This is a genomic window from Paracoccus sp. (in: a-proteobacteria) (genome assembly GCF_035556475.1).
Classification (GTDB): Bacteria; Pseudomonadota; Alphaproteobacteria; order Rhodobacterales; family Rhodobacteraceae; genus Paracoccus.
This window is the reverse complement of record NZ_DATMFA010000018.1, coordinates 11,768-35,295: the sequence shown is the minus strand read 5'-3', so window position 1 is coordinate 35,295 and position 23,528 is coordinate 11,768. Positions and strand designations below refer to the sequence as shown.

At 64.1% G+C, this 23,528-nt stretch carries 23 protein-coding genes and 2 tRNA genes; 15 read left to right on the top strand and 10 right to left on the bottom strand.

Annotated elements, in window-relative coordinates:
* Nucleotides 1-321 (top strand): ATP-binding cassette domain-containing protein (locus tag VNQ78_RS02350; RefSeq protein ID WP_325686179.1); only part of this gene is annotated, 321 nt, incomplete at its 5' end.
* Complete coding sequence (locus VNQ78_RS02345; RefSeq protein ID WP_325686177.1) at nt 318-1,535, top strand: glycosyltransferase; 1,218 nt, start codon at nt 318-320, stop codon at nt 1,533-1,535. The genes VNQ78_RS02350 and VNQ78_RS02345, both read left to right, overlap by 4 nt.
* Here VNQ78_RS02345 and VNQ78_RS02340 read toward each other — a convergent pair.
* The 6 genes from VNQ78_RS02340 to VNQ78_RS02315 form a co-directional block, all read right to left on the bottom strand.
* Nucleotides 1,532-2,011: a hypothetical protein gene (locus VNQ78_RS02340; protein WP_325686175.1), complete on the bottom strand. Its 480-nt coding sequence runs from the start codon at nt 2,009-2,011 to the stop codon at nt 1,532-1,534. The genes VNQ78_RS02345 and VNQ78_RS02340 overlap by 4 nt on opposite strands.
* Nucleotides 2,012-2,062: 51 nt before the next feature.
* Entirely contained in the window at nt 2,063-2,788 is a 726-nt protein-coding gene (locus tag VNQ78_RS02335; protein WP_325686173.1) for a molecular chaperone DjiA, read from the bottom strand.
* Between the two features lie 62 nt (nt 2,789-2,850).
* Entirely contained in the window at nt 2,851-3,675 is an 825-nt protein-coding gene (gene cysW, locus VNQ78_RS02330) for a sulfate ABC transporter permease subunit CysW (protein ID WP_325686171.1), read from the bottom strand.
* Nucleotides 3,672-4,517 carry a sulfate ABC transporter permease subunit CysT gene (gene cysT / locus VNQ78_RS02325; RefSeq protein WP_325686169.1) on the bottom strand — a complete coding sequence of 282 codons (846 nt, stop codon included), beginning with the start codon at nt 4,515-4,517 and terminating at the stop codon, nt 3,672-3,674. The genes cysW and cysT overlap by 4 nt, the downstream gene beginning before the upstream one ends.
* Complete coding sequence (locus tag VNQ78_RS02320) at nt 4,514-5,509, bottom strand: sulfate ABC transporter substrate-binding protein (protein ID WP_325686167.1); 996 nt, start codon at nt 5,507-5,509, stop codon at nt 4,514-4,516. Before VNQ78_RS02320 ends, cysT begins: the two co-directional genes overlap by 4 nt.
* On the bottom strand, nt 5,506-6,609 hold the full coding sequence (locus VNQ78_RS02315; protein WP_325686165.1) for a sulfate/molybdate ABC transporter ATP-binding protein: 1,104 nt from the start codon (nt 6,607-6,609) through the stop codon (nt 5,506-5,508). Before VNQ78_RS02315 ends, VNQ78_RS02320 begins: the two co-directional genes overlap by 4 nt.
* Nucleotides 6,610-6,884: 275 nt before the next feature.
* Here VNQ78_RS02315 and VNQ78_RS02310 point away from each other — a divergent pair, with 275 nt between their 5' ends.
* Together VNQ78_RS02310 and VNQ78_RS02305 are read left to right on the top strand one after the other, a co-directional pair.
* Nucleotides 6,885-7,391 (top strand): GNAT family N-acetyltransferase, encoded by a 507-nt coding sequence (locus VNQ78_RS02310; RefSeq protein WP_325686163.1) that lies wholly within the window; start codon nt 6,885-6,887, stop codon nt 7,389-7,391.
* A 37-nt stretch (nt 7,392-7,428) separates the two neighbouring features.
* Nucleotides 7,429-7,505, top strand: a tRNA-Arg gene (locus VNQ78_RS02305).
* A 118-nt stretch (nt 7,506-7,623) separates the two neighbouring features.
* On the opposite strand, the gene VNQ78_RS02300 is transcribed toward VNQ78_RS02305, so the two are convergent.
* A complete protein-coding gene (locus tag VNQ78_RS02300) occupies nt 7,624-8,397 on the bottom strand; it encodes a Bax inhibitor-1/YccA family protein (protein WP_325686161.1) in 774 nt (257 codons plus the stop codon).
* Nucleotides 8,398-8,830: 433 nt separating this feature from the next.
* Between VNQ78_RS02300 and VNQ78_RS02295 the strand changes: the two genes are divergently transcribed.
* The 5 genes from VNQ78_RS02295 to VNQ78_RS02275 all read left to right on the top strand — a co-directional run bounded on the left by VNQ78_RS02295 (nt 8,831) and on the right by VNQ78_RS02275 (nt 14,267).
* Nucleotides 8,831-9,190 carry a helix-turn-helix transcriptional regulator gene (locus VNQ78_RS02295; RefSeq protein ID WP_325686159.1) on the top strand — a complete coding sequence of 120 codons (360 nt, stop codon included), beginning with the start codon at nt 8,831-8,833 and terminating at the stop codon, nt 9,188-9,190.
* A gap of 76 nt (nt 9,191-9,266) precedes the next feature.
* A complete protein-coding gene (locus VNQ78_RS02290) occupies nt 9,267-10,103 on the top strand; it encodes an inositol monophosphatase family protein (RefSeq protein WP_325686157.1) in 837 nt (278 codons plus the stop codon).
* 77 nt (nt 10,104-10,180) lie between these two features.
* Nucleotides 10,181-11,566, top strand: coding sequence for a magnesium transporter (gene mgtE / locus VNQ78_RS02285; RefSeq protein ID WP_325686155.1), 1,386 nt, complete (start codon nt 10,181-10,183; stop codon nt 11,564-11,566).
* Nucleotides 11,551-12,099 carry a 5-formyltetrahydrofolate cyclo-ligase gene (locus VNQ78_RS02280; RefSeq protein WP_325686153.1) on the top strand — a complete coding sequence of 183 codons (549 nt, stop codon included), beginning with the start codon at nt 11,551-11,553 and terminating at the stop codon, nt 12,097-12,099. Before mgtE ends, VNQ78_RS02280 begins: the two co-directional genes overlap by 16 nt.
* Nucleotides 12,100-12,725: 626 nt before the next feature.
* Nucleotides 12,726-14,267: a Do family serine endopeptidase gene (locus VNQ78_RS02275; protein WP_325686150.1), complete on the top strand. Its 1,542-nt coding sequence runs from the start codon at nt 12,726-12,728 to the stop codon at nt 14,265-14,267.
* Between the two features lie 74 nt (nt 14,268-14,341).
* Here the strand turns inward: VNQ78_RS02275 and VNQ78_RS02270 are convergent, their stop codons facing one another.
* Complete coding sequence (locus VNQ78_RS02270) at nt 14,342-15,085, bottom strand: invasion associated locus B family protein (RefSeq protein ID WP_325686148.1); 744 nt, start codon at nt 15,083-15,085, stop codon at nt 14,342-14,344.
* A gap of 516 nt (nt 15,086-15,601) precedes the next feature.
* On the opposite strand from VNQ78_RS02270, the gene VNQ78_RS02265 reads away from it, so the two are divergent.
* Complete coding sequence (locus VNQ78_RS02265) at nt 15,602-17,173, top strand: helicase HerA-like domain-containing protein (protein ID WP_325686146.1); 1,572 nt, start codon at nt 15,602-15,604, stop codon at nt 17,171-17,173.
* On the opposite strand, the gene VNQ78_RS02260 is transcribed toward VNQ78_RS02265, so the two are convergent.
* Nucleotides 17,136-17,471: a DUF6477 family protein gene (locus VNQ78_RS02260; RefSeq protein ID WP_325686184.1), complete on the bottom strand. Its 336-nt coding sequence runs from the start codon at nt 17,469-17,471 to the stop codon at nt 17,136-17,138. The two genes, VNQ78_RS02265 and VNQ78_RS02260, sit on opposite strands and share 38 nt — an antisense overlap.
* A gap of 218 nt (nt 17,472-17,689) precedes the next feature.
* On the opposite strand from VNQ78_RS02260, the gene VNQ78_RS02255 reads away from it, so the two are divergent.
* The 5 genes from VNQ78_RS02255 to VNQ78_RS02235 all read left to right on the top strand — a co-directional run bounded on the left by VNQ78_RS02255 (nt 17,690) and on the right by VNQ78_RS02235 (nt 22,370).
* Nucleotides 17,690-18,874: a DUF6456 domain-containing protein gene (locus tag VNQ78_RS02255; RefSeq protein ID WP_325686182.1), complete on the top strand. Its 1,185-nt coding sequence runs from the start codon at nt 17,690-17,692 to the stop codon at nt 18,872-18,874.
* Between the two features lie 66 nt (nt 18,875-18,940).
* Nucleotides 18,941-19,684 (top strand): TerC family protein, encoded by a 744-nt coding sequence (locus VNQ78_RS02250; protein WP_325686144.1) that lies wholly within the window; start codon nt 18,941-18,943, stop codon nt 19,682-19,684.
* 58 nt (nt 19,685-19,742) lie between these two features.
* Nucleotides 19,743-20,738, top strand: coding sequence for a lipoyl synthase (gene lipA / locus VNQ78_RS02245; RefSeq protein WP_325686142.1), 996 nt, complete (start codon nt 19,743-19,745; stop codon nt 20,736-20,738).
* A 48-nt stretch (nt 20,739-20,786) separates the two neighbouring features.
* Nucleotides 20,787-20,870: transfer RNA gene (locus VNQ78_RS02240), tRNA-Leu, on the top strand.
* A 261-nt stretch (nt 20,871-21,131) separates the two neighbouring features.
* Nucleotides 21,132-22,370: a polysaccharide pyruvyl transferase family protein gene (locus VNQ78_RS02235; protein WP_325686140.1), complete on the top strand. Its 1,239-nt coding sequence runs from the start codon at nt 21,132-21,134 to the stop codon at nt 22,368-22,370.
* Between the two features lie 34 nt (nt 22,371-22,404).
* Here the strand turns inward: VNQ78_RS02235 and VNQ78_RS02230 are convergent, their stop codons facing one another.
* Nucleotides 22,405-23,328 (bottom strand): hypothetical protein, encoded by a 924-nt coding sequence (locus VNQ78_RS02230; protein ID WP_325686138.1) that lies wholly within the window; start codon nt 23,326-23,328, stop codon nt 22,405-22,407.
* Nucleotides 23,329-23,528 lie beyond the last annotated feature (200 nt).

The following is a 23,528-nucleotide window of genomic DNA, read 5'->3' as shown; positions in this document are numbered from 1 at the left end:
CAGCGCCAGCGCATCGCCATTGCCCGCGCCATGATCCTGAAGCCCAAGCTGGTTGTGCTGGACGAGCCGACCAGCGCCCTCGACATGACCGTGCAGGTCCAGATCGTCGATCTGCTGCGGCGCTTGCAGCGCAAGCACGGGCTGGCTTTCCTGTTCATCAGCCATGACCTGCGCGTGGTCCGGGCGATGTCGCATCAGATCATGGTCATGCAGGCCGGCGAAGTCGTCGAACATGGCACGACCGAGCGCGTGTTCGAGGCCCCGCAAAGCGACTATACCCGTCGCCTGATCGACGCGGCGTTTCTTGAGAAACTTCGATGAAGATCCTGTTCGTCCATCAGAATTTTCCCGGCCAGTTCCTTCATCTCGCGCCCGCGCTCGCCGCGCGCGGCCATGAGGTTCTGGCTCTGACGGATGAGGGGAACAACCGTCCCGCGCCGGTGCGGGTCGTGCGCTATGCCAGCCCGCCCAAGAACGACACGGTCCGCGGTCTTGGCCGCAGCTATTTCGAACATACCGAGCGTGGTTGGCTTGCCGCCCGCGGCTGCCGGGCGCTGCGCGACCGGCACGGCTATACCCCGGACCTGATCTTTGGCCATAGCGGCTGGGGCGAGACGCTGTTCCTGCGCGAGATCTGGCCAGAGGCGAAGCTGCTGGTCTATGCCGAACTCCTTTATCGGACGCGGGGGCATGATGTGGGCTTCGACCCCGAAATCAGCGCCGATACGGATGACAGCCGGGCCTTCGCGGTCGCCAGATCGGCGCATCTGATCCAGGGCCTCGTTCAGGCCGATGCGGGCCTTGCGCCGACCGAGTATCAGGCCGGTTCATTTCCGCCCGAACTGCGCCAGAAGCTGACCGTGATCCATGACGGCATCGATTGCGAGAACGTGCGCCCCGATCCGGCGGCGCGCCTGCAACTGCCGAATGGGCGGGTGCTGGGCGCGGGCGACGAGGTGCTGAGCTATGTCTCGCGCTCGCTTGAGCCTTATCGTGGCTTCCACCGCTTCATGCGCGCCTTGCCCGGCGTTCTGGCCGCGCGGCCCGAGGCGCAGGTGGTCATCGTCGGCAATGACGGCATCAGCTATGGCAGTGCGCCGCGCGACGCGGAAAGCTGGAAGGCGAAGATGCTGGCCGAGCTGGATGGCCGGCTGGATCTGAGCCGGGTGCATTTCCTGGGCCGGGTGCCTTACCGGGACTATCTGTCGCTTCTGCAGGTCGCGCGGGTCCATTGCTATCTGACCTATCCCTTCGTCCTCAGCTGGTCCCTGACCGAGGCGATGGCGGCGGGTTGCCAGATCGTCGCCTCGGATACCGAGCCGGTGCGCGAACTGATCCGCGACGGTGAGAATGGCCGGCTGGTGCCCTTCTTCGATCAGCCCGCGCTGGAAGCCGCGCTGATCCGCGCGCTGGCGGGCGACCCGGAGGCCGAACGACTGCGCAAGGCCGCCCGGCAAACCATCGTCGAGGGCTATGACCTCAGAACCCGCTGCCTGCCGCGGCTGGTCGATTGGGTCGAGGGCTTCGCGCCCTAAAGCTCGATCTCGGGCATGGCGGTGGGATCGGGCAGGGGCTCGGGCTCATCCGGCGACGGCGCCGTATCGGAGGGCGCGTCCGAGGGCGGCGCGTCGCCCGGTGCCAGAAAATCGCGCAGCGTGTTTCCGATCACCGGCGGCGGCGGCGCATCGGCCCGCCTGCGGATCAGGATGTCGCCATTCTCCAGCCGCTCGGGCGTCTGGTAATTGCCGACATCGTCCATCAGGTCGCCAAGCTCGTCCAGCACCGGCTTGAAGCTGTTGACGGTATCGCTCAGATCGCGGCCCAGCTGCTCAAGATGCGGCTGGGCCTCGTTCAACAGCTTTTCCATGAAGCCCTGCAAGCCGCTTTCGATATCGCTTTTCAGGTCGTCGCCCGACGGTTCATCGGCGGGCGGCGGTTCATAGGGCGTCTGGGCCAAAGCGAGGCCCCCGGCCAATGCGGCGGCAAGGGCGATGATGGCGAAGCGTTGCATGGTTCTTCTCCTTCAGCGAAGGGCGGCGGCCGGCTGGGTTGACGCCTGCTTTCAGACCGGATGCAGCTTGTGCATGTTGCGGAACGTCTCCCATGCCTCGTTCAGCGCGCGGGTCCGCGCCTCGGCCAGGCGGATCGCCTCGGGCGGGAGGCCGCGGGCAATGGCGCGGTCGGGATGGGACTCGCGCACGAGGTCGCGCCAGCGCTTGCGGGCCTCGGGCAGCGGCGTATCGGGCGAGACACCCAGCACCTCGCAGGACGGACAGCCCCTGCGCCGGTCATAGCGGGCGCGGATGGTGGCGACTGTCGCCGGGGTCAGCCCGAAGATGCGGCCGACCTCGTCGAGGAAGATGTTCTCGGCCTCGTGCAGGTCGCCATCGGCGACCGCGATGATGAAAAGCCCCTCCAGCACGTCGATCAGGACCGGGTCGCCCGGTCCGAACATGGCGGCGATGCGCCGCGCCCAGCTGTCGAAACCGGCGACATCCTGACGCGCGAGGTCGAAGACGCGCGCGGCGTTCTTCTCCTCCGAGCGGGGGATGATGAAGACGCGGCGGAAGGCCGCGACCTCGGACCGCGCGACTGCGCCATCGGCCTTGGCAAGCTTGGCCCCCAGCGCGATCACCGCGATGGTAAAGGCCACCGACCGTTCGGGCGGCGCGGCCGGGCGCACGGCGCCGACAATCGCCGCGAGGCGATCAGCAATCCGTTGCCAGAAGCTGCGGGGCTTCGGCAATTCAGGGCAGTTCGTCCCTTTGTCCTTCAGCGCGGTATCCATGTCGCCAGCCTAGCGCGGGGTCAGGCAGCAAGTCCACTGACAATCCCGCCAGTTGCGGTGGATCACCTGCGACCTTCCAGCGCGGCCTTGACGACCAGAACGACCAGCGCGATCACCGTGAGCGTCGAGGCGGCGGCGAAAGCGCCGGTGGTGTTCAGGTCGTTGAACATCAGCTCGATCTGCAACGGCAGGGTATTGGTCTGGCCCCGGATCGAGCCGGAGACGACCGAGACGCCGCCGAACTCTCCGACCGCGCGGGCCGTGCAGAGGACCGCGCCGTAAAGCAGCGCCCAGCGGATATTCGGCAGCGTGACACGCGAAAAGATCTGCCAGCCTCGCGCGCCAAGGGTCACGGCAGCTTCCTCCTGCTCGGAGCCTTGGGCCTGCATCAAGGGCAGCACCTCGCGCGCGACGAAGGGGGCGGTGACGAACATCGTGACCAAGAGGATGCCGGGGAGGGCGAACATGATCTTGAGGTCATGGGCGGCCAGCCACGGCCCCAGAAGCCCCTGACGGCCGTAGAGCAACAGGTAGCAGATGCCCGCGATGATCGGCGAGATCGAGAAGGGGATCTCGATCAGCGTGACGAGGAGGCGGCGGCCCGGAAAGCGGAAGCGGGCGATCAGCCAGGCGGCCGCAATGCCGAAGGCGATGTTCACCGGCACGACGATAACCGCGACCAGCGTGGTCAGCCAGATCGCATGAAGCGTCATCGGGTCGGTGATATTGGCGATATAGGTGGCCCAGCCCTCGGTCAGCGCCCGCCAGAAGATGAAGACCAGCGGGGCAAGGACGAAGATCGCCGTCAGCAGGACGGCAAGGCCGATCAGCAGCCGGGGAACCGCGCGGCTCTGGCCCGGGGCGTGGTCGAGTGCGAGGGTGGTCATGCCCTGGCCTCCAGATAGCGGGCGGCGCGGAATTGCACGAGGTTCGAGAGGACGAGCAGCACCAGCGCGATGAACAGCAGGACCAGCGCGATGGCCGCCGCGCCCTGATAGTCGTATTCCTCCAGCCGGATATAGGCGAGGAGGGCCGCGATCTCGGTCTTGAAGGGCAGGTTTCCGGCGATGAAGATCACCGCGCCGAACTCACCCAGCGAGCGGGCGAAGGCCACGGTCGATCCGGCCAGCCATGCCGGCAGGATCGCGGGCAGCACGACGCGGCGAAAGATCGCGAAGGGGCTGGCGCCCAGCGTCATCGCCGCCTGTTCCAGCGCCGGGTCGAGATCCTCGAGCACGGGCTGGATGGCCCGGACGACGAAGGGGACCGAGGTGAAGGCCATGGCGACGATCACGCCGCCCAGCGTATAAACCAGCTCGATCCCGACCGATTGCAGCGGGGAACCGAACCAGCCATTCGCCGAGTAAAGCGCGGTCAGAGAGATGCCGGCCACCGCCGTTGGCAGCGCGAAGGGAATGTCCATCAGCGCGTCGAGGATGCGCCTGCCGGGAAACTGGTATCGCGTCAGCACCCAGGCCATGAGCAGGCCGTAAAGCGCGTTGAAGACCGTCGCCACCGCGGCGGCGGTCAGGGTCACGCGCAGCGCCGCCAGCGTCCGGGGCGCGGTAATGATCGCCCAGAATTGCGTCGGCCCGATCTCGGCCCCTTTCAGGAACAGCGCGATCACCGGCAGAAGGATGACCAGCGCAACGTAAAGCAGCGTCGTGCCGAGGCTCAGCGAGAACCCCGGCAGGACGCGTTTCGCACGGATCGGGGCCGATCCGCTCATCTGTTGACGAAGACCTTGTCGAGGATGCCGCCCTCGGCCAGATGCTCGGACTGGATCTTGCCCCAGCCGCCAAAGGCCTCGTCCGCGGTGACGAGCTTCACTTCGGGGAACTCGGCGGCGTGCTTGGCGGCGACGTCCTTGTCCGTGACACGGAAATTCTGCTCGGCCAAAGTTTCCTGCGCCTCGGGCGTGTAGAGCCAGTTCAGGTATTCGGTCGAAACCTCGAGCGAGCCGTCCTTTTCGGCGTTCTCGGTCACGATAGCGACCGGGAAGGCGGCGAAAAGGCTCATCGAGGGGGTGACGGCCTCGAAGCCCTGATCGGCATATTGCTTGGCGATGCCCTTGGTCTCGGCTTCGAAGGTCACCAGAACGTCGCCGATCTCACGCTCGGCAAAGGTCTGGGTGGCGGCGCGCCCGCCGGTGTCGAAGACCGGGACATTGGCGAAGATCTTGCCGACGAATTCCTGCGCCTTGGCGTCATCGCCCCCGTCCTGCGCCAGCGCATAGGCATAGGCGGCAAGATAGGTATAGCGCCCGTTGCCGCTGGTCTTGGGGTTCGGGAAGACCGCCTTCACGTCGTCGCGGGCAAGGTCGGACCAGTCCTTGATGCCCTTGGGATTGCCCTTGCGCACCAGGAAGGACGGCAGCGAGTAATAGGGCGAGGCGCCGTTCGGGAAGGCCTCGCGCCAGTTCTCGGCCACCATGCCGCCCTTGGCCAGCGCGTCGATGTCGGTTTCCTGATTGAAGGTCACGACATCGGCCGGCAAGCCTTCGAGGATCGCCCGCGCCTGCTTGGACGAACCGGCATGGCTCTGGTCGATGGTGACGTCGCGGCCGGTCTTGTCTTTCCAATGGGCCTGGAACTCGGGGTTCAGCGCCTCGAACAGTTCGCGCGCGATATCATAGCTGACATTCAGGATCTTGTCCTGCGCGAAAGCCGGGGTCGTCCCCAGCAGCAGGGCCAGCGCGGCGAGGCGAAGTCTCGGGATCATAGGCTTTTCTCCTTGCGAGGGAATGCGGCTTGCGGGCTCTCGGCCACAATGGGCGCGAGCCGGTCGGAAAAGATCGCCCCGGCTTCGGGGCGCAGGATGACGGGGGTGCCGGTGGCCAGCCCTTTCGCCTCGGCCGCGCGGCGCGGCAGGTCGACCGGGATGGTCGTCGTGCCGTCGCTGAGGTCGATGCGCAGGATCGCGCCATTGCTTGCGCAATGCGTGACACGCCAGCGGCCATTCGGATCGGCGACGGGGGTAACATCGCCCGGCCGCAGGAACAGCGTGGCCGGGCCATCGGGCAGGGCGCGGCGGGCCATGCGGCTGGAATCGAGGCCGGGCGCCTCGGCGCGGCCGGCACTCATCGTCACCGCCAGCTCGATCGTGGCGCCCATGAAGCGGGCCACGAAGGGCGTCGCGGGGTGGTCGTGGATCCGGTCGGCATCGCCGATCTGCTCGATCCGGCCATCGCCCATGACCACGACCCGGTCGGCCAGCTCGAAGGCCTCCTCCTGATCGTGAGTCACGAAGATGGTGGTCGACCCGGTCTCCTCATGGACGCGGCGCAGCCATGCGCGCAGGTCGCGCCTGACGGCGGCGTCCAGCGCGCCGAAGGGTTCGTCGAGCAGCAGGACCGTCGGCTCGATCGCCAGCGCCCGCCCCAGCGCGACGCGCTGCCGCTGCCCGCCGGAAAGCTGCGCGGGATAGCGGTCGCCCAGATGCCCGATCTGGAGGAACTGCAAAAGCTCCTCGACCTTGGCGGCGATCACTGATTTCCCCGGACGCTCGGCGCGGGACCGGACGGTCAGTCCGAAGGCGATGTTGTCGCGGACATTCATATGCGGGAACAGCGCGTAATGCTGGAAGACAAAACCGATGCGCCGCTGCTGCGCGGCAAGGCCCAGCCAGTCCTGGCCATTGACGACCAGCCCGCCGGCATTCGGCCATTCAAGCCCGGCGATGATCTTCAGAAGCGTCGTCTTGCCCGAGCCGGAGGGGCCGAGCAGGGCCAGCAACTCGCCGGATTCGACGGTCAGGTCGATTCCGCGCAGCACGGCGGTGCTGCCGAAGTTCTTGGTCATGTTCTCGATGACGATCGACATGGCTTCCCCCGCGGTTCCGCGAAAAGAGGTAGCCTTGCCTTTGCGGGTCGGCAAGCGCGCGCCCCCGGCCGGGCTTCCCATTGAGGACAAGGGAATTTTGGCTGCGACGGCTTGGGCGGACCAGCGTTCTGCCGCCGCCTCCCGAGTTGCGGAAGTTCTTCGGGAAAAGCGGTCCGCGCCGGGGCGCCATCCTTATTTCGATCACCCGTGCGTGAACCCGTCTTCTGCCCGCCTTCGGGCTTTGCTAAGCGGGGATGATTCACAGGAGCCGCAGCATGAGCCACAGCGTCGACCAGCAGCAGCCGTTGATCCTGAGCCGGGAGAGCCCGCTGACCGAGGATCTGGAACTTCTGTTCCTGCGCCATACCGCGGACATGCATGCCGATACTCCGCCCGAGTCGATCCACATGATGCCGCGCGAGGATCTGGTCGATCCCGATATCGACTTCTTCGTCCTGCGCGAGGCGGGCCGCCCGATCGGCATGGGCGCGATCAAGCGCATCGCTCCGGGGCATGGCGAGGTGAAGTCGATGCATGTGCTGGCCGAGGAGCGCGGCCGCGGTCTCGCCCGCCATGTGGTCGAGTTGCTGATCGCCCACGCGCGCGACGCTGGTTACCAGCGTCTCAGCCTCGAGACCGGGACGCAGCCGACGTTCATTGCGGCCCGCGCGCTCTATGGCCGGGTGGGCTTTGTCGAATGTGGACCTTTCGGCAGCTATCGGCTGGACCCGAACAGCGTCTACATGACGCTCGACCTCGCGCAGGCTGCAAAGAGCGGTTGATAAAGCCCGCAGGCTTTGCCATGAAAGCGGACGTTGCGGACCCGTAGCTCAACTGGATAGAGCAGGGACCTTCTAAGTCCAAGGTTGGGGGTTCGAGCCCTCCCGGGTCCGCCAAAGATTTCAATGTATTATGGGTGTTTTGGTCAGCAGCCTGACCCCGCGCCTTGTCCCGCTTCAAGCAAAAAGGCCGGGCAGACGCCCGGCCTTTGCAAGTTTCGCACCTGAGGGGTGATCAGTTGTTCCGGTTGCCCATGAATTGCAGCAGGAACATGAACAGGTTCAGGAAGTCGAGATAGAGCTGCAGCGCGCCCATGATCGCGGCCTTGCCAAGGAAGTCGCGGTCCGAATTGGCGAGTTGCAGATAGGTGTTCTTGATGTTCTGCGTGTCATAGGCGGTCAGGCCGGCAAAGATCAGCACGCCGATGACCGAGATTGCGAATTGCATCGCGCTCGACTGCACGAAGATGTTGACGATCGAGGCGATGATCAGGCCGATCAGGCCCATCATCAGGAAGGTGCCAAGCGCCGAGAGGTTCCTCTTGGTCGTGTAGCCGTAAAGCGACAGGCCCGCGAAGGCGATGGCCGTCACGAGGAAGGTCTGCACGATCGAGAAGGAGGTATAGGCGGCAAAGATCCAGCTGATCGAGATGCCCATGACCGCCGCGAAGGCATAGAAGAGCGTCGTCGCGCCCTGCACCGAAAGCCGGTTCAGCGCGGCGCCAAAGGCAAAGACCATCAGCAGCGGCGCGAACATCACCACCCATTTCAGGGGCGAGAGATAGAGCGTCTTGCCGAATTCGGTCAGATACTGGCCGTTACCCAAGGCGTAGGGGGTCTGGACATCCGAAAGCGCAAGGCCAGCCATGCCCCAAGCGGCGCCGGCGGTAACGAGCATGCCTATGGCCATCAGGCCATAGACCCTGTTCATATAGGCGCGAAGCCCTTCATCCACGGCGGCCGAACGCGTCGCGGTCCCGGCCGTGCGGATCGAATTGTAGTCTTGCATAGGTTCTCCCCGGTCGAAAATCGCGGTGCGGCCGTCTACGGCCCACCATCTGCCCTGATATTGGCGAGTTCTCGCGTTTTTTCAATGTTCATGGGGTGGAATGCCGCGGTTTTGACCCGTTTTTCACGCGGGACGACAAAGGGCGACGCGAGATGCGGAATGCAGCGCGCCGGCCGAGATCCCCGGACCGCCTCCGGCGGGGCCACTCGCCCGGAAGGCGCGGACATGCCTTTTCGGACAACCCTGTCATTTTCCGGTATTCAGGCCGATTTCTCCCTGTCATACATCGCTAAGGTGCCGCATCAAGGCGCAAATTTCGATCTTGACGACCCGACCCGAGGGACAGTTAAAATTTTCCAAAGGTCAGGACTTTGCCACTCGAAAATTGCAGCCCCATACTGTAGCGCCCGTATAGATTGAGTGAGGTGTTACCATGAAGCATAATGTCGATGTCCATGTCGGAAAGCGCATCCGTCATCGCCGCTGGATGATCGGAATGACCCAGCAGCAGCTGGCCGAGAAGGTGGGCATCAAGTTTCAGCAGATCCAGAAGTACGAGACCGGGATGAACCGGGTCTCTGCCTCGCGGCTGTGGGACATTGCCCAGGCCGTGGAAGTGCCTGTCAGCTTCTTCTTCGAGGGGATCGAGGACGCCAATCTGCAGAGCGCTGTCGAGGGGGACATCCTGGCCGACAAGGAAGCGCTGCAACTGGTCCGCGCCTATTATGCGATGCCCGAGGCGCAGCGCCGCCAGATCTTCGAGCTTGCGCGGGTCCTTTCCGACGCCGCCTGAACTCGACGAGACGGGTTTCCTCTTCAAAGGCTCCCGGCTAATCCTGCATTGATGCAGGATCTAGTCGAGGATGGCCATGGGACAGGATCAGGGAACGCGACCGGAACGGATCGCGGCCGGAATTTCGGCTGATGTCGCCGACCAGATCGTGGCGACGGCGCACAGACTGGCCGATGCCGCGCGGATCGAGACGCTGCGATTGTTCCGCAGCCCCGATCTCCATCCGCAGAACAAGGCCCAGAAGGGCTTCGATCCGGTCACCGATGCCGACCGTGCGAGCGAGCGCGCGATGCGCGCGATCCTGGCTGCCGAGCGGCCCGATGACGCAATCCTTGGCGAGGAATACGGCACCAGTCCCGGCAGCAGCGGGCTGACCTGGGTGCTGGACCCGATCGACGGGACGCGCGCCTTCATGTCCGGCGCCCCGAGCTGGGGCGTCCTGATCGGCGTCACCGACGGGCGGGGCGTCATCTATGGCATCGTCGACCAGCCGCATCTGGGCGAGCGTTTCGAGGGTGGGCTGGGTCATGCCCGCCTGACCGGCCGCGACAGCGTGACCGAGTTGCGCGTGCGTCATGGGGTGGCTCTCTCCGAGGCGACGCTGATGAGCACCTATCCCGAGGTTGGCAGCATCGAGGAACTGACGGCCTTCCGCCGGGTCGCCGATCGTGCGCGGCTGACGCGATACGGGCTGGACTGCTATGCCTATGCGCTGCTGGCGGCTGGGCATGTCGATCTGGTGATCGAGGCCGGGCTGCAATCCTATGACATCGTGGCGCCCATCGCGGTGATCGAGGCCGCGGGCGGGGTGGTCACCGACTGGACCGGCGGACCGGCCCGGAACGGCGGCCGCATCATCGCCGCCGGCTCGCCCGAACTCCATGCCGAGGCGCTCGAACTTCTTGCAGGTTGACGCGCGCGTCGATTGAGGCCACAGGGCGCACCGATTAAGCTGCCGAGCAGCGCCGACCCCCGCAAGAGGAGCCAGTCATGACCGAGCCGCGCGAAGCCGAGAACGACGCCTCCGAAGACGAGTTCCAGCTGAGCCAGGCCGAGCTTGAGGCGATCAACCGCGCCATCGACGAGGGCGACGGGGCGGCGCTGGACGCCCTGCTGGAGCATGTCCACGCGGCCGATATCGCCGACCTGATCGAGGGGCTCGCGCCCCAGCGGCGGCGGCGGTTCCTCGATCTCTATTCGGGCGAGATCGACGGCGAGATCCTGTCGGAGATCGACGATTCCATCCGCGAGGAGGTGATCGAGCAGCTGCCGCGCGAGGTGCTGGCCGAGGCCGTGCGCGAGATGGACAGCGACGATGTCGTCGACCTGATCGAGGACATGGAGGCGCCGGAGCGGCAGGTCATCCTTGACGCGTTGGACGAGCCGGACCGCGCCGCCGTCGAGCAATCGCTGACCTATCCCGAGCATTCCGCCGGCCGCCTCATGCAATCCGAGGTCGTGACCGCCCCCGAGCATTGGACGGTGGGCGAGGCGATTGATTTCGTGCGGCAGGAGGATTGGCTACCCGATCAGTTCTATCACGTCATTCTGGTCGATCCGCGTCGCCACCCGATCGGCTATGTGACGCTTGGCAAGCTGCTGGCCTCGCGCCGCCATACGCCGCTGCGCGAGATTACCGAGGACAGCTTCCGCACGATCTCGGCGCGGGAGGATGAGGGCGACGTCGCCTATGCCTTCAACAAGTATCACCTGATCTCCGCCCCGGTCGTCGATGACCATGACCGGCTGGTCGGGGTCATCACCATCGACGACGCCATGTCGGTTCTGGACGAGGAACACGAGGAGGATTTCCTGCGCATGGCCCGCGTCTCGGACGAGAGCCACGTCTCGGACGGCCCTGTCGAGACCGCGCGCCAGCGCCTGCCCTGGCTGGTGATCAACCTGTTCACCGCGTCGCTCTCGGCGCTGGTCATCTCGCGTTTCGAGGACACGCTGGCCCATCTGGTGATCCTTGCCGCGCTGATGCCGATCGTCGCCTCGACCGGGGGGATTGCCGGGACGCAGTCGCTGGCCGTTGCCGTCAGGGCGCTGGCCACGCGCGAGTTGACGAGCGCGAATGCGCGCCGCGTCATCCTGCGCGAGCTGATGGCGGGGATGCTGAACGGGCTGGGCCTCGCCATCCTGCTGACGCTGGCCGGGACCGTCATCCTCGGGAACATGCAGATCGGCATGGTGCTGGGGATGGCGATGATCGCCAACCAGATCGTTGCGGCGATGGGAGGGGTGCTGGTGCCCCTTGGCCTCAGCAAGCTGGGACTGGATCCGGCGCTTGCCTCGGGCACCTTCGTCACGACCATGACCGACATGATGGGCTTTTTCGCATTTCTGGGGCTGGCGTCGTGGATATTGGTCTGAAGGCCGCGCTGCGGCGTCAGGCGCTGGCGGCGCGCACTGCCGGCGGGGATGACGAGGCGTTGACCCGCAACCTGATCCGGGCGCTGGAGCCATTCGCCGGCCGTGTGCTGGCCGGCTACTGGCCGATGCGGGACGAGGCCGACCCGCGCCCCGCCATGTCCGCGCATCAAGGCCCGGTTTGCCTGCCGGTGGTGACCGGTCCGGCGCGTCCGCTGGTCTTCCGCCGCTATGACGGCCGGCTGGAAGGCGGGGGCTTCGGCACCAGTCACCCGCCCGCCGAGTGTCCCGAAGTGACGCCCGAGGTGCTGATCGTCCCCCTGGCGGGATTTGACCGGCGCGGGCACCGGCTCGGCTATGGCGGCGGCTTCTATGACCGGACGCTGCAAAAGCTGCGCGCCGAGGGGAAGATCATGGCCATCGGCTTTGCCTATGCCAGCCAGGAAGTCGACCCGATTCCCGCTGAGGCCACCGACGAGGCGCTGGATCTGCTGGTCACCGACGGCGGGATCCTGACGCCGGAGAGCCAGTCCTGACCGCGAATCCGGCGCGGCGTGCGAAATCCTGCCCTGTCAACTTTCAATCCCGCCAGCGGGTGAAATAATTTCGTTGAAAAGCGATCCCGCCGCGTGCAATTTGTAGCAATCAGATCGCGCGCTACCAGATATAGAGTATATGTCCAGGTATTGCCGATTGGAACGAAATTTCGCCGAGGGCCTGTCGAGCAGGGAGCCCGGTTCTGGTCACAAGTGAAGAATGGGTATTTTTGAAACGATGAAGAACGGCCACCGTCTTGCGTCGGGAGAATGAACGGAAGCGGTGAGGATTGGTCGGGCGGCTAGAAATCCAGAAGGATCGCGACCGGACCGAACGACAAGGCGCAGAGCAAGGGCGAGGGTCTGCGCCATGTATCGACCGGGGGCCGTCTGCTATTTGCAGCCGGTCCCTTGCCATTTCTGACCGAGCGGAGTTTCAATATCCGGGCCGCGGCAGATCGCGGAACCGTGTGCGTCCAGACATGGATCAGACCCTTTTGCGCAAGTCACGATCAGTTCATTCTTTGCGAGCGTGGTTCATTTGCAACGGGGCCGAAAATCCCCTTGAAAGTGAGCATATTGCCGAGGCGACCGCCGGCCGCACGGCACCGTAGGAGACCTTTCAGATGAAAAACCTCTCACCCCGCCATTTCCTGACTGCCTCGGGATTGGCACTTCTCATGGCCCTGTCGCCGGCGATCGCCCAGCAGGCCACGGCGCCGAAGGAGGCGCAGGCGGCAGCGAATGACAACCAACCCTTGACCGCACCCGAGAGCCGGGCGCGCAAGGAACAGGTCATGCCCGAGACCTTCGCGGATCTCGTGGAGCAGGTGAGCCCTGCGGTGGTGAACATCACCACGACCGCGACCGTCTCGAGCCCGATCGCCGGCGGCCCGCAACTGCCCGAGGGCAGCCCGTTCAGCGACCTTTTCCGCGAGTTCGGCTTTCCCGGTTTCCCGCAGGGGCCGGGAGGCGGCAATCCCTTTGGCCGCAACGAGGAGCAGCGTTCGAACGCCCTTGGCTCGGGCTTCGTCGTCTCGGCCGAGGGGCTGATCGTCACGAACAACCACGTGATCGAGGGCGCCGACGAGATCGAAGTCGAGTTTTTCTCGGGCAAGACGCTGCCCGCGAAGGTCATCGGCAAGGATGAAAAGACCGATATCGCCGTCCTGAAGGTCGAGAGCGACCAGCCCTTGCCCTTCGTCAAGTTCGGCGACAGCGACAAGGCGCGGGTCGGAGACTGGGTGCTGGCGCTGGGGAACCCGCTGGGGCAGGGCTTCTCGGCCTCGACCGGGATTGTTTCGGCTCGCAACCGTGCGCTTTCGGGGACTTATGACGACTTCATCCAGACCGATGCGGCGATCAACCGCGGCAACTCGGGCGGTCCGCTGTTCAACATGGACGGCGAAGTCATCGGGGTGAACACGGCGATCCTGTCGCCGAATGGCGGCTCGATCGGGATCGGATTCTCGATGGCGTCGAATGTCGTCAGCAAGGTCGTGGGCCAACTTGAGGAATTCGGCGAGACGCGGCGCGGCTGGCTCGGCGTGAAGATCCAGCCGGTGACGGATGACATCGCCGAATCGCTGGGGCTGAAGGAAGCCAAGGGTGCGATGGTCACCGATGTGCCGACCGGTCCCGCCCTCGATGCCGGCATGAAGGCCGGGGACGTGATCACAAGCTTTGCCGGCAGCGACATCAAGGATCCGCGCGATCTGGTGCGCCGGGTGGCCGATGCGCCGGTCGGCGAGGCCGTGGACGTAACCGTTCAGCGCGACGGCAAGCCGGTCGATCTGCAGATCACCCTCGGCCGCCGCGAACTGGCGGAAGGCGGAGAGACCAAGGCGACGGAAGGTGAAAAAAAGCAGGATCCTTCGACGGTGATGGGCATGTCGCTGGTTCCGCTGACCTCGGAACTGGCGGCCGAACTGGGCACCGCGTCCGACGCGAAGGGTCTGGTGGTGCAGTCGGTCGAGCCGGAAGGTGCCGCCGCAGACAAGGGCCTGAGTGCCGGGGACATCATCACCGAGGCTGGCCAGCGCCCGGTCGCCACGCTCGAGGATCTGGAAGGGCGTATCACCGAGGCGCGCGAGGCAGGCCGGAAGTCGATCCTGCTGATGGTGCGCCGCCAGGGCGAGCCGCGCTTCGTCGCATTGCCGGTGGAATGAGAAGAGGCCGGGAAATCCCGGCCTCGATCTTCGATGGATTACGGGGCGCCTTGAGGGGCGCCCCTTTTTCGATCTCAGGGCTTGGGCGCCGGGGTCGCGTCGGCGGCGGGTGCCGCTGCGGGAGCCGCCGCGGGGGCAGGTGCGGGTGCTGCGTCTTTGTTCGCCGCGGCCAGCGCGTCGAGGCCCGAGGTGAAGCCCTTGAGCGAGAGCGACAGCTTGACCAGCTGTTCCTTCGGCGCGCCGAAGGGTAGCAGCGAGACGGTGGCCGTGTTGCCGCGCTTCATCGGGCCAAGCTCGGCTTCGGCGAGACCGATCCGCGAGATGCAGCCGACCGGGGCGCAGAGCATGAAGGGATAGCGCGCGGCCTTGCCCGAATCGACCTGCAACCCGAGACCGGCCTGCAGATCGGTCTCGAGCGGGGCGACGAAGGTGATGACGGCCTGCACTTCGCCCTGCATCGGGAGGACCGAGGTTTCGGCCACGGCGGCGCCGTTCTGGTCCTTGAGGAGCTGGTAAAGCTCGCAAGGGTCATTGCCCTGCTCGGTCTTCATGCAGCGCAGCGACCAGTCGCCATGGGTCGACTTGGCATAGGGCTGGCCGACCTGGGCCTCGGCCTCCGTGGGCGCGGCACCGGTTTCGCCGGCTGCGGGCGCCGCGGGAGTTGCGGGGGCTGCGGCCGTCGGGGCCGCGGCAGGCGCAGGCGCTTCGGCGGCGGGGGCTGCGGCGGGCGATTCGGAAGTCTGCGCCATCGCGCCGCCGGCGGTGCCGGCAATGGCGAAGATGGCGGCAATCAGCGCCGCGGACGTCCTGTTGGCCATGGTTCCCTTCCTTTGGTCCAAGTTGTCGCGTTGGTCCTAGCACGCAGGCCCGACCTTGTCAGGCGACTTTACCGGTGGATCTGTCAACTTTGTGTTCCATCCGGGGCCGCCGGAGGGATAGGATGCGGGGCAGCGAAAACCCGTTCAGGTTGTGAAAAAAGCAAGAAACCCGAAGCACTTGGACATGCCCCGGGTTCCCATTCTTTCCTTCCCTGCCGGACTGGCCGGTCTTCATTGTGCGGAAAGCTAGAGGAGCCCGGCAGCACGGTCAACTGTCCTATTAGTCAGCTTTTTGACGCTTGAGCCAGCTTTCGCGGATGGGTGGAAAGCGGCATTTTACACTCAATCAAGCCGGACAAAAAAAGACCGCGCCTTGAAGGCGCGGCAGTCCAACAGGGAGGAAAACCGGGCGAGGGATGAATCCCGGCACCCGATATAACTACACTGGCACAAAAAGGTTTCGCTTGTATTCTGCTTTTTGCTGACCCGCAGAATTTTGCCGGACCGAGGGAAAACATGGCACAGATCGTCAATGTCGAAGCAGGCACCGTGTTTATTGGCGGGGGCGGCGAGGGTTATGGCGAGGCGCAGAATCTGCTGCTGAAATATGCCAATCGCCACGGCCTGATCGCCGGCGCGACGGGAACCGGAAAGACCGTCACCTTGCAGACCATCGCCGAATCCTTCTCGCAGGCGGGGGTTCCGGTATTCATGGCCGATGTGAAGGGTGATCTTGCCGGCATCGCGAAATCGGGCGGAGCCGATCCCAAGCTGGCCGAGTCGTTCGAGAAGCGGGCCGCGCAAATCGGCATTACGCTCGACTACCAGGCATTTCCCGTCACCTTCTGGGATATCTGGGGCGTGCGTGGGCATCCCGTGCGAACGACCCCGGCGGAGATGGGGCCGCTGCTGCTCTCGCGTCTGATGGGGCTGACCGACGCTCAGGAAGGGGTGCTGAACATCGCCTTCCGGGTGGCGGACGAGGAAGGGCTTGCGCTGCTGGACCTGAAGGATCTTCAGGCCATGCTGGTCTGGGTTGGGCAGAATGCCAAGGATCTGAGCCTGAAATACGGCAATGTCTCGACCGCTTCGGTGGGCGCGATCCAGCGCGCGCTGATGGTTCTGGAGAACGAGGGCGGCAACCTTCTGTTCGGAGAACCGGCGCTGGAACTCGCGGACATGATGCGGCTGGACGAGAAGGGCCAGGGGATGGTCAACATCCTGTCGGCCGAGAAGCTGATGAATGCGCCGCGCCTTTACGCGACCTTCCTGCTATGGCTCATGTCCGAGCTGTTCGAGCAGCTGCCCGAGGTGGGGGATCCCGATAAGCCGAAGATGGCCTTCTTCTTCGACGAGGCGCATCTGCTCTTCGACGATGCGCCGGATGCACTGGTGGCCAAGATCGAGCAGGTGGCGCGGCTGATCCGCTCGAAGGGGGTGAGCCTTTGGTTCATCAGCCAGAATCCGGCGGACCTGCCTGACTCGGTGCTGGGGCAGCTTGGCAACCGGGTCCAGCATGCCCTGCGCGCCTTTACCGCAAAGGATCAGAAGGCGCTGCGGCTCGCGGCCGAGAATTATCGTCCGAACCCGGCTTTCGCCACCGCCGACGCCATCCAGCAGGTCGGGACGGGCGAGGCGGTGACCTCGCTTCTGGAGGCCAAGGGCGTGCCGGGGATGGTTCAGCGCACGCTGGTCCGCCCGCCGCTGAGCCAGCTTGGCCCCATTCCCGACGAAGAGCGCGCCGCGATCATGGCCGCATCGCCGATGGCTGCGAAATATGGCGAGACGCTGGACCGGGAATCGGCGGCCGAGATGCTGAAGCAGCGTGCCGATGCTGCAGCCCAGGCCGTAAACGCAGCGGATTCAAAAGCCGACGCTGACCTGTGGAAGATGGAGCCCGCGCCAAGTCGCGGCCGCCGCTATGATCCCGCGATCGAAATTCCTGCCGAGACGCGGCCACGCGCGCGGGCGTCCAACCGCGATACCATCGCCTCGGCCTTCGGCAAGAGCCTTGCCCGGCAGCTTGGCACCAAGACCGGGCAGGCATTGGTCAGGGGCGTGCTGGGCTCGCTTTTCCGGGGAAAATAGCCGGAGAGGACTGCGCAAGACGGGTTTCCGCAAGGATCGCGACCAGCAGAAGGACATGGCGTTGCAGGTCGTAATCGGCCCACGCCTCCCGCCGGGCGATGTCGAGGGCGGCTTCCTTATGTCTCAGGCTTGAGACGATCACCTCGGACGAGGGCAGATCGTCGCATCCGAGGATGCGGCGCAACTCGCGTCCGCGCCGATAGCCGGAAAGCCCCGCCCGCGCGGCCATCGCAAGCAGGCGAGGGCGGCGCAGTTCGGGCTTGAGCGGCTTTAGCTGAAATTGGATCACGTTCGGCATCATGGTCATGTCGCGCCTCGCTAAGTCAGGATCCGTCAGATCATGTTCAACCTATGATTGTGTTGCGCGGATGGCGTGAGCTGCGCGCGCCGCGGCAAGAAATCTTTAGGATTTGTTAGCAAACAATTGACCATCTCGGCCGCCGAGCCGCTTGCCGAGACCTACCCCATAACGCCCGGCCGGGCCTGCTGCCGGCCCGTCTTCAGGAAAGCGAAGGAATAATCATGACTTTTCAAACGGGTGACCTGAACCTGGATGCGATGCCGGCCGATGCTCCCTCGGGCGGGCCGGACGTGTCTGCGGATCATTCGTCGCCCCCGGATGCCAGCGACCTCGGCCTTTATCTGCGGCATGTGGAAGGGGGAGAGAGCATCCGGGCCATTGCGCGCGAACTGGGGTGCCATGCCTCGACCATCCTGCGCCGGATCCGCCGGTTCGAGGCGCGACGGGACGATCCGCTGGTCGACCAGGCGATCGAGCGGGTCGCGTCGCAGGGAGGGAGCAGCGCAGGGCAGGCAGCGGGCGCCCGCACGATCGGCAGGCAGGGCATCAGGCAGGTGGCCCGGATTCTGCGCCGTCTGGCCGAGCCGGCGGCGCAACTGGTCGTGGCGCCGGGGATGGAGAAGGCGATCGTCGTCCGAGACGACATCCGTACCGCGATCCTCGACCGGGAACTGGCCGAGCATATGGCGCTGCGCGAATGGGTGCAGATGGTCGGGCAGGGCAGGGTCAGCCGCTATGTGATCTCGTCCCAGGGGCGCGAGGTGCTGCGCGGGCTGATCGCCGCCGGCCCCTCGGGGGTGCTGCCGCAACGGCCCGATTTCCTGCTTTCGGAGCGTGTCGCCGCGGAAGCTGCGGGCGGTTGTGCCGAGGACGCGGCGCGTTTCGATCCGGCCGAGGCGCATCGCGTCTGGGAAGAGCGTGAATTGCCGGATCCCGAGGATGGCAGGCGCCGCCGGACGCGGGTGAACATCGCCGAAAGCCCGCTTCTCGTGCTGGCGCGGCGGCGCGAGGCGGATGGCAGGCCCTTCCTCTCGCCCGAACTGGTGGCCGCCGGCGAGCGGTTGCGCGAGGATTTCGAGCTCGCCCAGATGGGGCCGCGACTGGCGCAGAACTGGGACAGGTTTCTGACGGCGGGCATCGACATCAGCCGCAGCGCCGCCGGTTTTGGCGGCGGCTCGGAAAGCGCCCGTCGCCGCGTTGCCGAGGCCCTGCGCGAGCTGGGGCCGGGCATGGGAGATATGTGCCTGCGGGTCTGCTGCTTTCTCGAGGGGATCGAGATGACGGAGCGGCGGCTTGGCTGGTCGGCACGGTCGGGCAAGATCGTCCTGCGCCTCGCCCTGATGCGGCTTGAGCGCCACTATCGCGAGGCTTATGGGACCGGCCTTCCTCTGATCGGCTGAGCGCGCTTGCAGGAGGTTGCTACAGTAACCAACTAGGCCTGCATATGTATTCTTTCGGAAGGACCTATGGATACCCTACTTGCCCTTGCCCAGAACCCGGCAGCCTGGGTTGCTCTTGCCACGCTCATCGTGATGGAAGTGGTTCTGGGGATCGACAACCTGATCTTCATTTCCATCCTGACCAATAAACTGCCCGAGCATCAGCGCGAACGCGCCCGGCGCATCGGGATCGGACTGGCGCTGATCCTGCGCCTCGGCCTGCTTGCCACGGTCGCCTGGATCGTGCGGCTTACGGAACCGGTTTTCACCCTGCTCGGCAACGAGTTGTCGTGGAAGGACCTGATCCTGATCGCGGGCGGCCTGTTCCTTGTCTGGAAGGCGACGAAGGAGATCCATCATCACGTCGATCCCGAGGATCACGAGGACACCATGGTCGGTGTCGCCGTCTCGACCTTTGGCGCGGTGATCGTGCAGATCCTGATCCTCGACCTTGTCTTTTCGATCGACAGCATCATCACGGCGGTGGGCATGACCCCGCATATCCAGATCATGGTCATCGCCGTCGTCACGGCCGTCACGGTCATGTTGCTGGCCGCAACTCCGCTCGCAAAATTCATCGAGCGCAACCCGACCATCGTGATGCTGGCGCTGGCCTTCCTGCTGCTGATCGGGACGACGCTGATCGCCGAGGGCTTCGCCGTCCATGTTCCCAAGGGCTATGTCTATGCCGCTATGGCCTTCTCGGCCCTTGTCGAGGGGTTGAACATGTGGGCGCGTCAGGCCCGCAAGAGGGCGCGTAGCACGAAGTGACGATCACTTGCCCGGGCGCGGATCATCCCGCGCCCGGCGCGGCGTTGCGTTCGCCGGCATGAGGGGCTATCTCTGCGGGAACCGCGACCGAAAGGACCAGACCTTGCGCGATCTCCGGATGCCCGACCAGCGCCACCCCGAAAAGGCCCACAGGCCCGATCAGGCCCAGCCAAAGAAACCCTCGTGGATCCGCGTCAAGGCCCCGACCTCGGAGGGTTACAAGCAGACCCGCGACATCATGCGCGAGAACCGCCTCTCGACCGTCTGCGAGGAGGCGGGCTGCCCCAATGTCGGCGAATGCTGGAGCCAGGGCCACGCCACCATGATGATCATGGGCGAGATCTGCACCCGCGGCTGCACCTTCTGCAACGTGGCGACGGGCAAACCCAACGCGCTTGATGTGTTCGAGCCGGGCAGGGTGGCCCATGCCGTCCAGAAACTCGGCCTGAAGCATGTGGTCATCACCTCGGTCGACCGCGACGATCTGGATGATGGCGGGGCCGAGCATTTCGCCCAGACCATCCGTGCGATCCGCCACCGCTCGCCCTCCTCGACGATCGAAGTGCTGACCCCGGATTTCCTCAAGTCGAAGCCCGGCGCGCTCGAGATGGTGGTCGAGGCGCGGCCCGACGTGTTTAACCACAACCTTGAAACCGTGCCCGGTCTTTACCCGGAGGTCCGGCCCGGTGCGCGCTACTTCCACTCGCTGCGGCTGTTGCAGAAGGTCAAGGAACTCGACCCCGCGATGTTCACCAAGTCGGGCATCATGGTCGGGCTGGGCGAGGATCGTCAGTCGGTCCTGCAAGTCATGGACGACATGCGCGCCGCCGATATCGACTTCATGACCATCGGCCAGTATCTGCAGCCGACCTCCAAGCATCACCGCGTCGACCGCTTCGTCACGCCGGAAGAGTTCGCAGGCTATGAGAAGGCGGCCTTCGGCAAGGGGTTCCTGATGGTTTCGGCCACCCCGCTGACCCGCTCCTCCTACCATGCGGGCGACGATTTCGCCCGCCTGCGCGAGGCTCGGCTGAAGAAGCTTGGCCGGGCCTGATTCCGGCCCTTGCAAATGCCTCAAATGCCCCTTAGTCGGGGTGGGCAGGCCCGAGTGGCGGAATGGTAGACGCAGCGGATTCAAAATCCGCCGCCGCAAGGCATGTCGGTTCGAGTCCGACCTCGGGTACCAACGCAAAAACATCAGGTTAGGCGATCTGGCCTGACCCCCGCGGAATATCTCTTCCCATATTCTGGCCCACCTTTCCCATTCCTGCTGGCCATATTGTCGTTCATGGCGACGACGCTGTCATCTTCGGCATCTGACCGCTGGGATTGGCAGCGAAAGTCCCTGCTTGCTTGACTCTCGTAGCAGCCGCTGCTTGTGATACGGTGCCGACCCACTCCGGCAGATAGATTGGTCAATTTTTCCAACAATACGCCAAGGAATGATATGCAGGACAATAGTTTTGGCAAATCGGCAGAAAGCTATGTCGATAGCATTGTGAGAAAAAACAAGCCGACCCGGACAGTGCCTTTTCGGTATTACAATGTCATACGGAACTGCGGCGACGCCATAACCAGCTATATACTGGAAAACAGCTTTGGAATCACCGGAAGGGTTTCCCCCCCCGGTGACGATCATCTCCTTCCGATCGGCAGTATATTTTTCATGGCGAACAGCCGGTCCCATATCTGGGGATCCGGCACCCTCAGCCCCAAGGCGAGCATTCCGCAGATCGATCCGAAAAAGATCTATGCCTTGCGCGGGAAAAAGACAGTCGAATATCTCAGCTCTCTCGGGTATTCGGTCCCGGATGTGCCGCTGGGTGATCCGGGTATTCTGGTCGAGGAGTTGATCTCACCCTCTGCGAAGCCGAAATTCAAGGCGGCCATCGTGCCTCATCATAGCGCCTATAAAAGCGCGAGATGGGACAACATCCGTAACAGCGATGAATTCTGCTTTGTCGACATGATGGACGACACGCTTCTTCCGCTCAAACAGATCGCGGATTCCGAAATCGTTCTGTCGCAGAGCCTGCATGGCCTCATTTTTGCCGCCGCACTCGGGAAGCCCTATCTGTGGATTTCCGGCCAGAGCACGGAAACGTGGAACTGGAAGTTCCTCGACTGGTTCAGCACTTGTGAAAATCCGCAGGATTCGCCGGTCCTGCTGAATGTTCCGGTGGATGAAATGTTGAAACAGGCTGAAGCCCGGGCCTGCCTGTCCAATCGTGAGGAACTCAAGTCGGCATTCCCCACGGAGTTGATAGACGATACTCCGGCCGCAAACGGTGATTTCCACTTCAACCGGCTCGCCTCTCCAGCGCAGGCGTTTTTGCAGCAAGCCGCCGCAGACGGGCGATATACCCCCAAGGAGTTCGTCGATCAGGCGTTGAGCCTGCGGGCGAAAACCTTCCAGGGTGCGCCGGAGCCGACCTATCTCGCGCTGACCAGCGTGGGCGCCAAGAATTCGCCCAGCCGGGCTGCCTTGCTCGCGGGGCAGCGCTTCCTTGATGAATACAGGGACGCGTCCTTCCTGTGGTTCTCGGGAGAACGGGAGATTGGCGACAATCCCGAGTTCCAGATTTCGAGCCTGCTTCTGTCGGAAGCATATCTGAATAACGGGACGGTTCTGCTGCGGCCAGACGGCGGAATGGCATTGGGGCGCAAATTCGCCCATCTGAAATGATGATAAGGCCGCCGTCCTGAACGGCGGCCTATTTTCAAGCCGCAGCGCGCTCTATCGCGGTTGCCAATCGGTCCTCGAACTGCCTGAACTCGTCCTCGGACGATTCCAGTCGCATTCCTTCGAGGAAAGCGTCATCGAAAAGCTGCTGCAGCTTTTCCTTTGTCGCTTTTCGATTGATGTAGCTGGTCAGCCAGCTGTTCGCCTTGTTTACAAACCGCTCGCCTGCTTGGACCGGATGATAGATCATTCCGTCCGGGTTCTGCGTGTGCAGCTGTGCGTCGGATTTTGGCAACCCGACCCCGAATGTATCCTTGTTGGTGAAGGCCCGCTTCGGAGAGTTCAGGGATTTGGTCGAGAAGCCATTTTGCATCAGCGTCGAGATGAGGAAGGACTCATCATTCGGCCATCTGCGCTTCTCGTCCTTCGGGACGATGCTGTCGAAGTTCGAGGACATCTTCAGCCTTTCGGCAAAGGCGAAATCGACTGCTTTCTTCGAGATCGCGACTACCGGGAAGAGGCAGGCATAAACGTCTTTAGTGAAATATGACATCGGGCTGTGCCAATACCAGGTGCCCGAGGATTTATACATGTGGAAGGCAAGAAGGTCGCTCGCGTCCTCCGAAAAAGCATCGAAGAATTCCGAGGCATTTTCGAAATTCATGCGCACATCGGATTCGATCATCCAATATCTATCATAGCCCGAAAGAAGTTGGGATCCTGCATAGAGGAAATAATCACCGCAGAGCCAGCCAAAACGACTTGGGACATGCAGCCCGAGTTTCTGCATGAAGTCGGCCGTGATGGAGATTTTCACCTTTCCCGCGCCGACATCGACAATTCCGTTGGTTTCGTCGCAAACGATGGCAACGTCACGGCCCGACGTCCGCTTGAGGAAGTCGTAGAACCTCTCCGTCGCTTCGCAAAAGAAATGCGTGCGGATAAGAATCAATTCGCGCATTCATTGGTCCTGATCAATCAATTGTCAGAGGCAGGGCTTTTCCGACGCAGCGTGCAGACTTGCTATTGGTTTGCAAGTCGAAACCGGGATGCTGCTTTGCAGGCTGCCGGTTCCGGCGCAATTTCGCGCAGGGTTTACGTCGTTTGTGCAAATTCTGGTTAAAACCTCCGGTCGCGGCATCGCTTGTCGATGGCAATTTA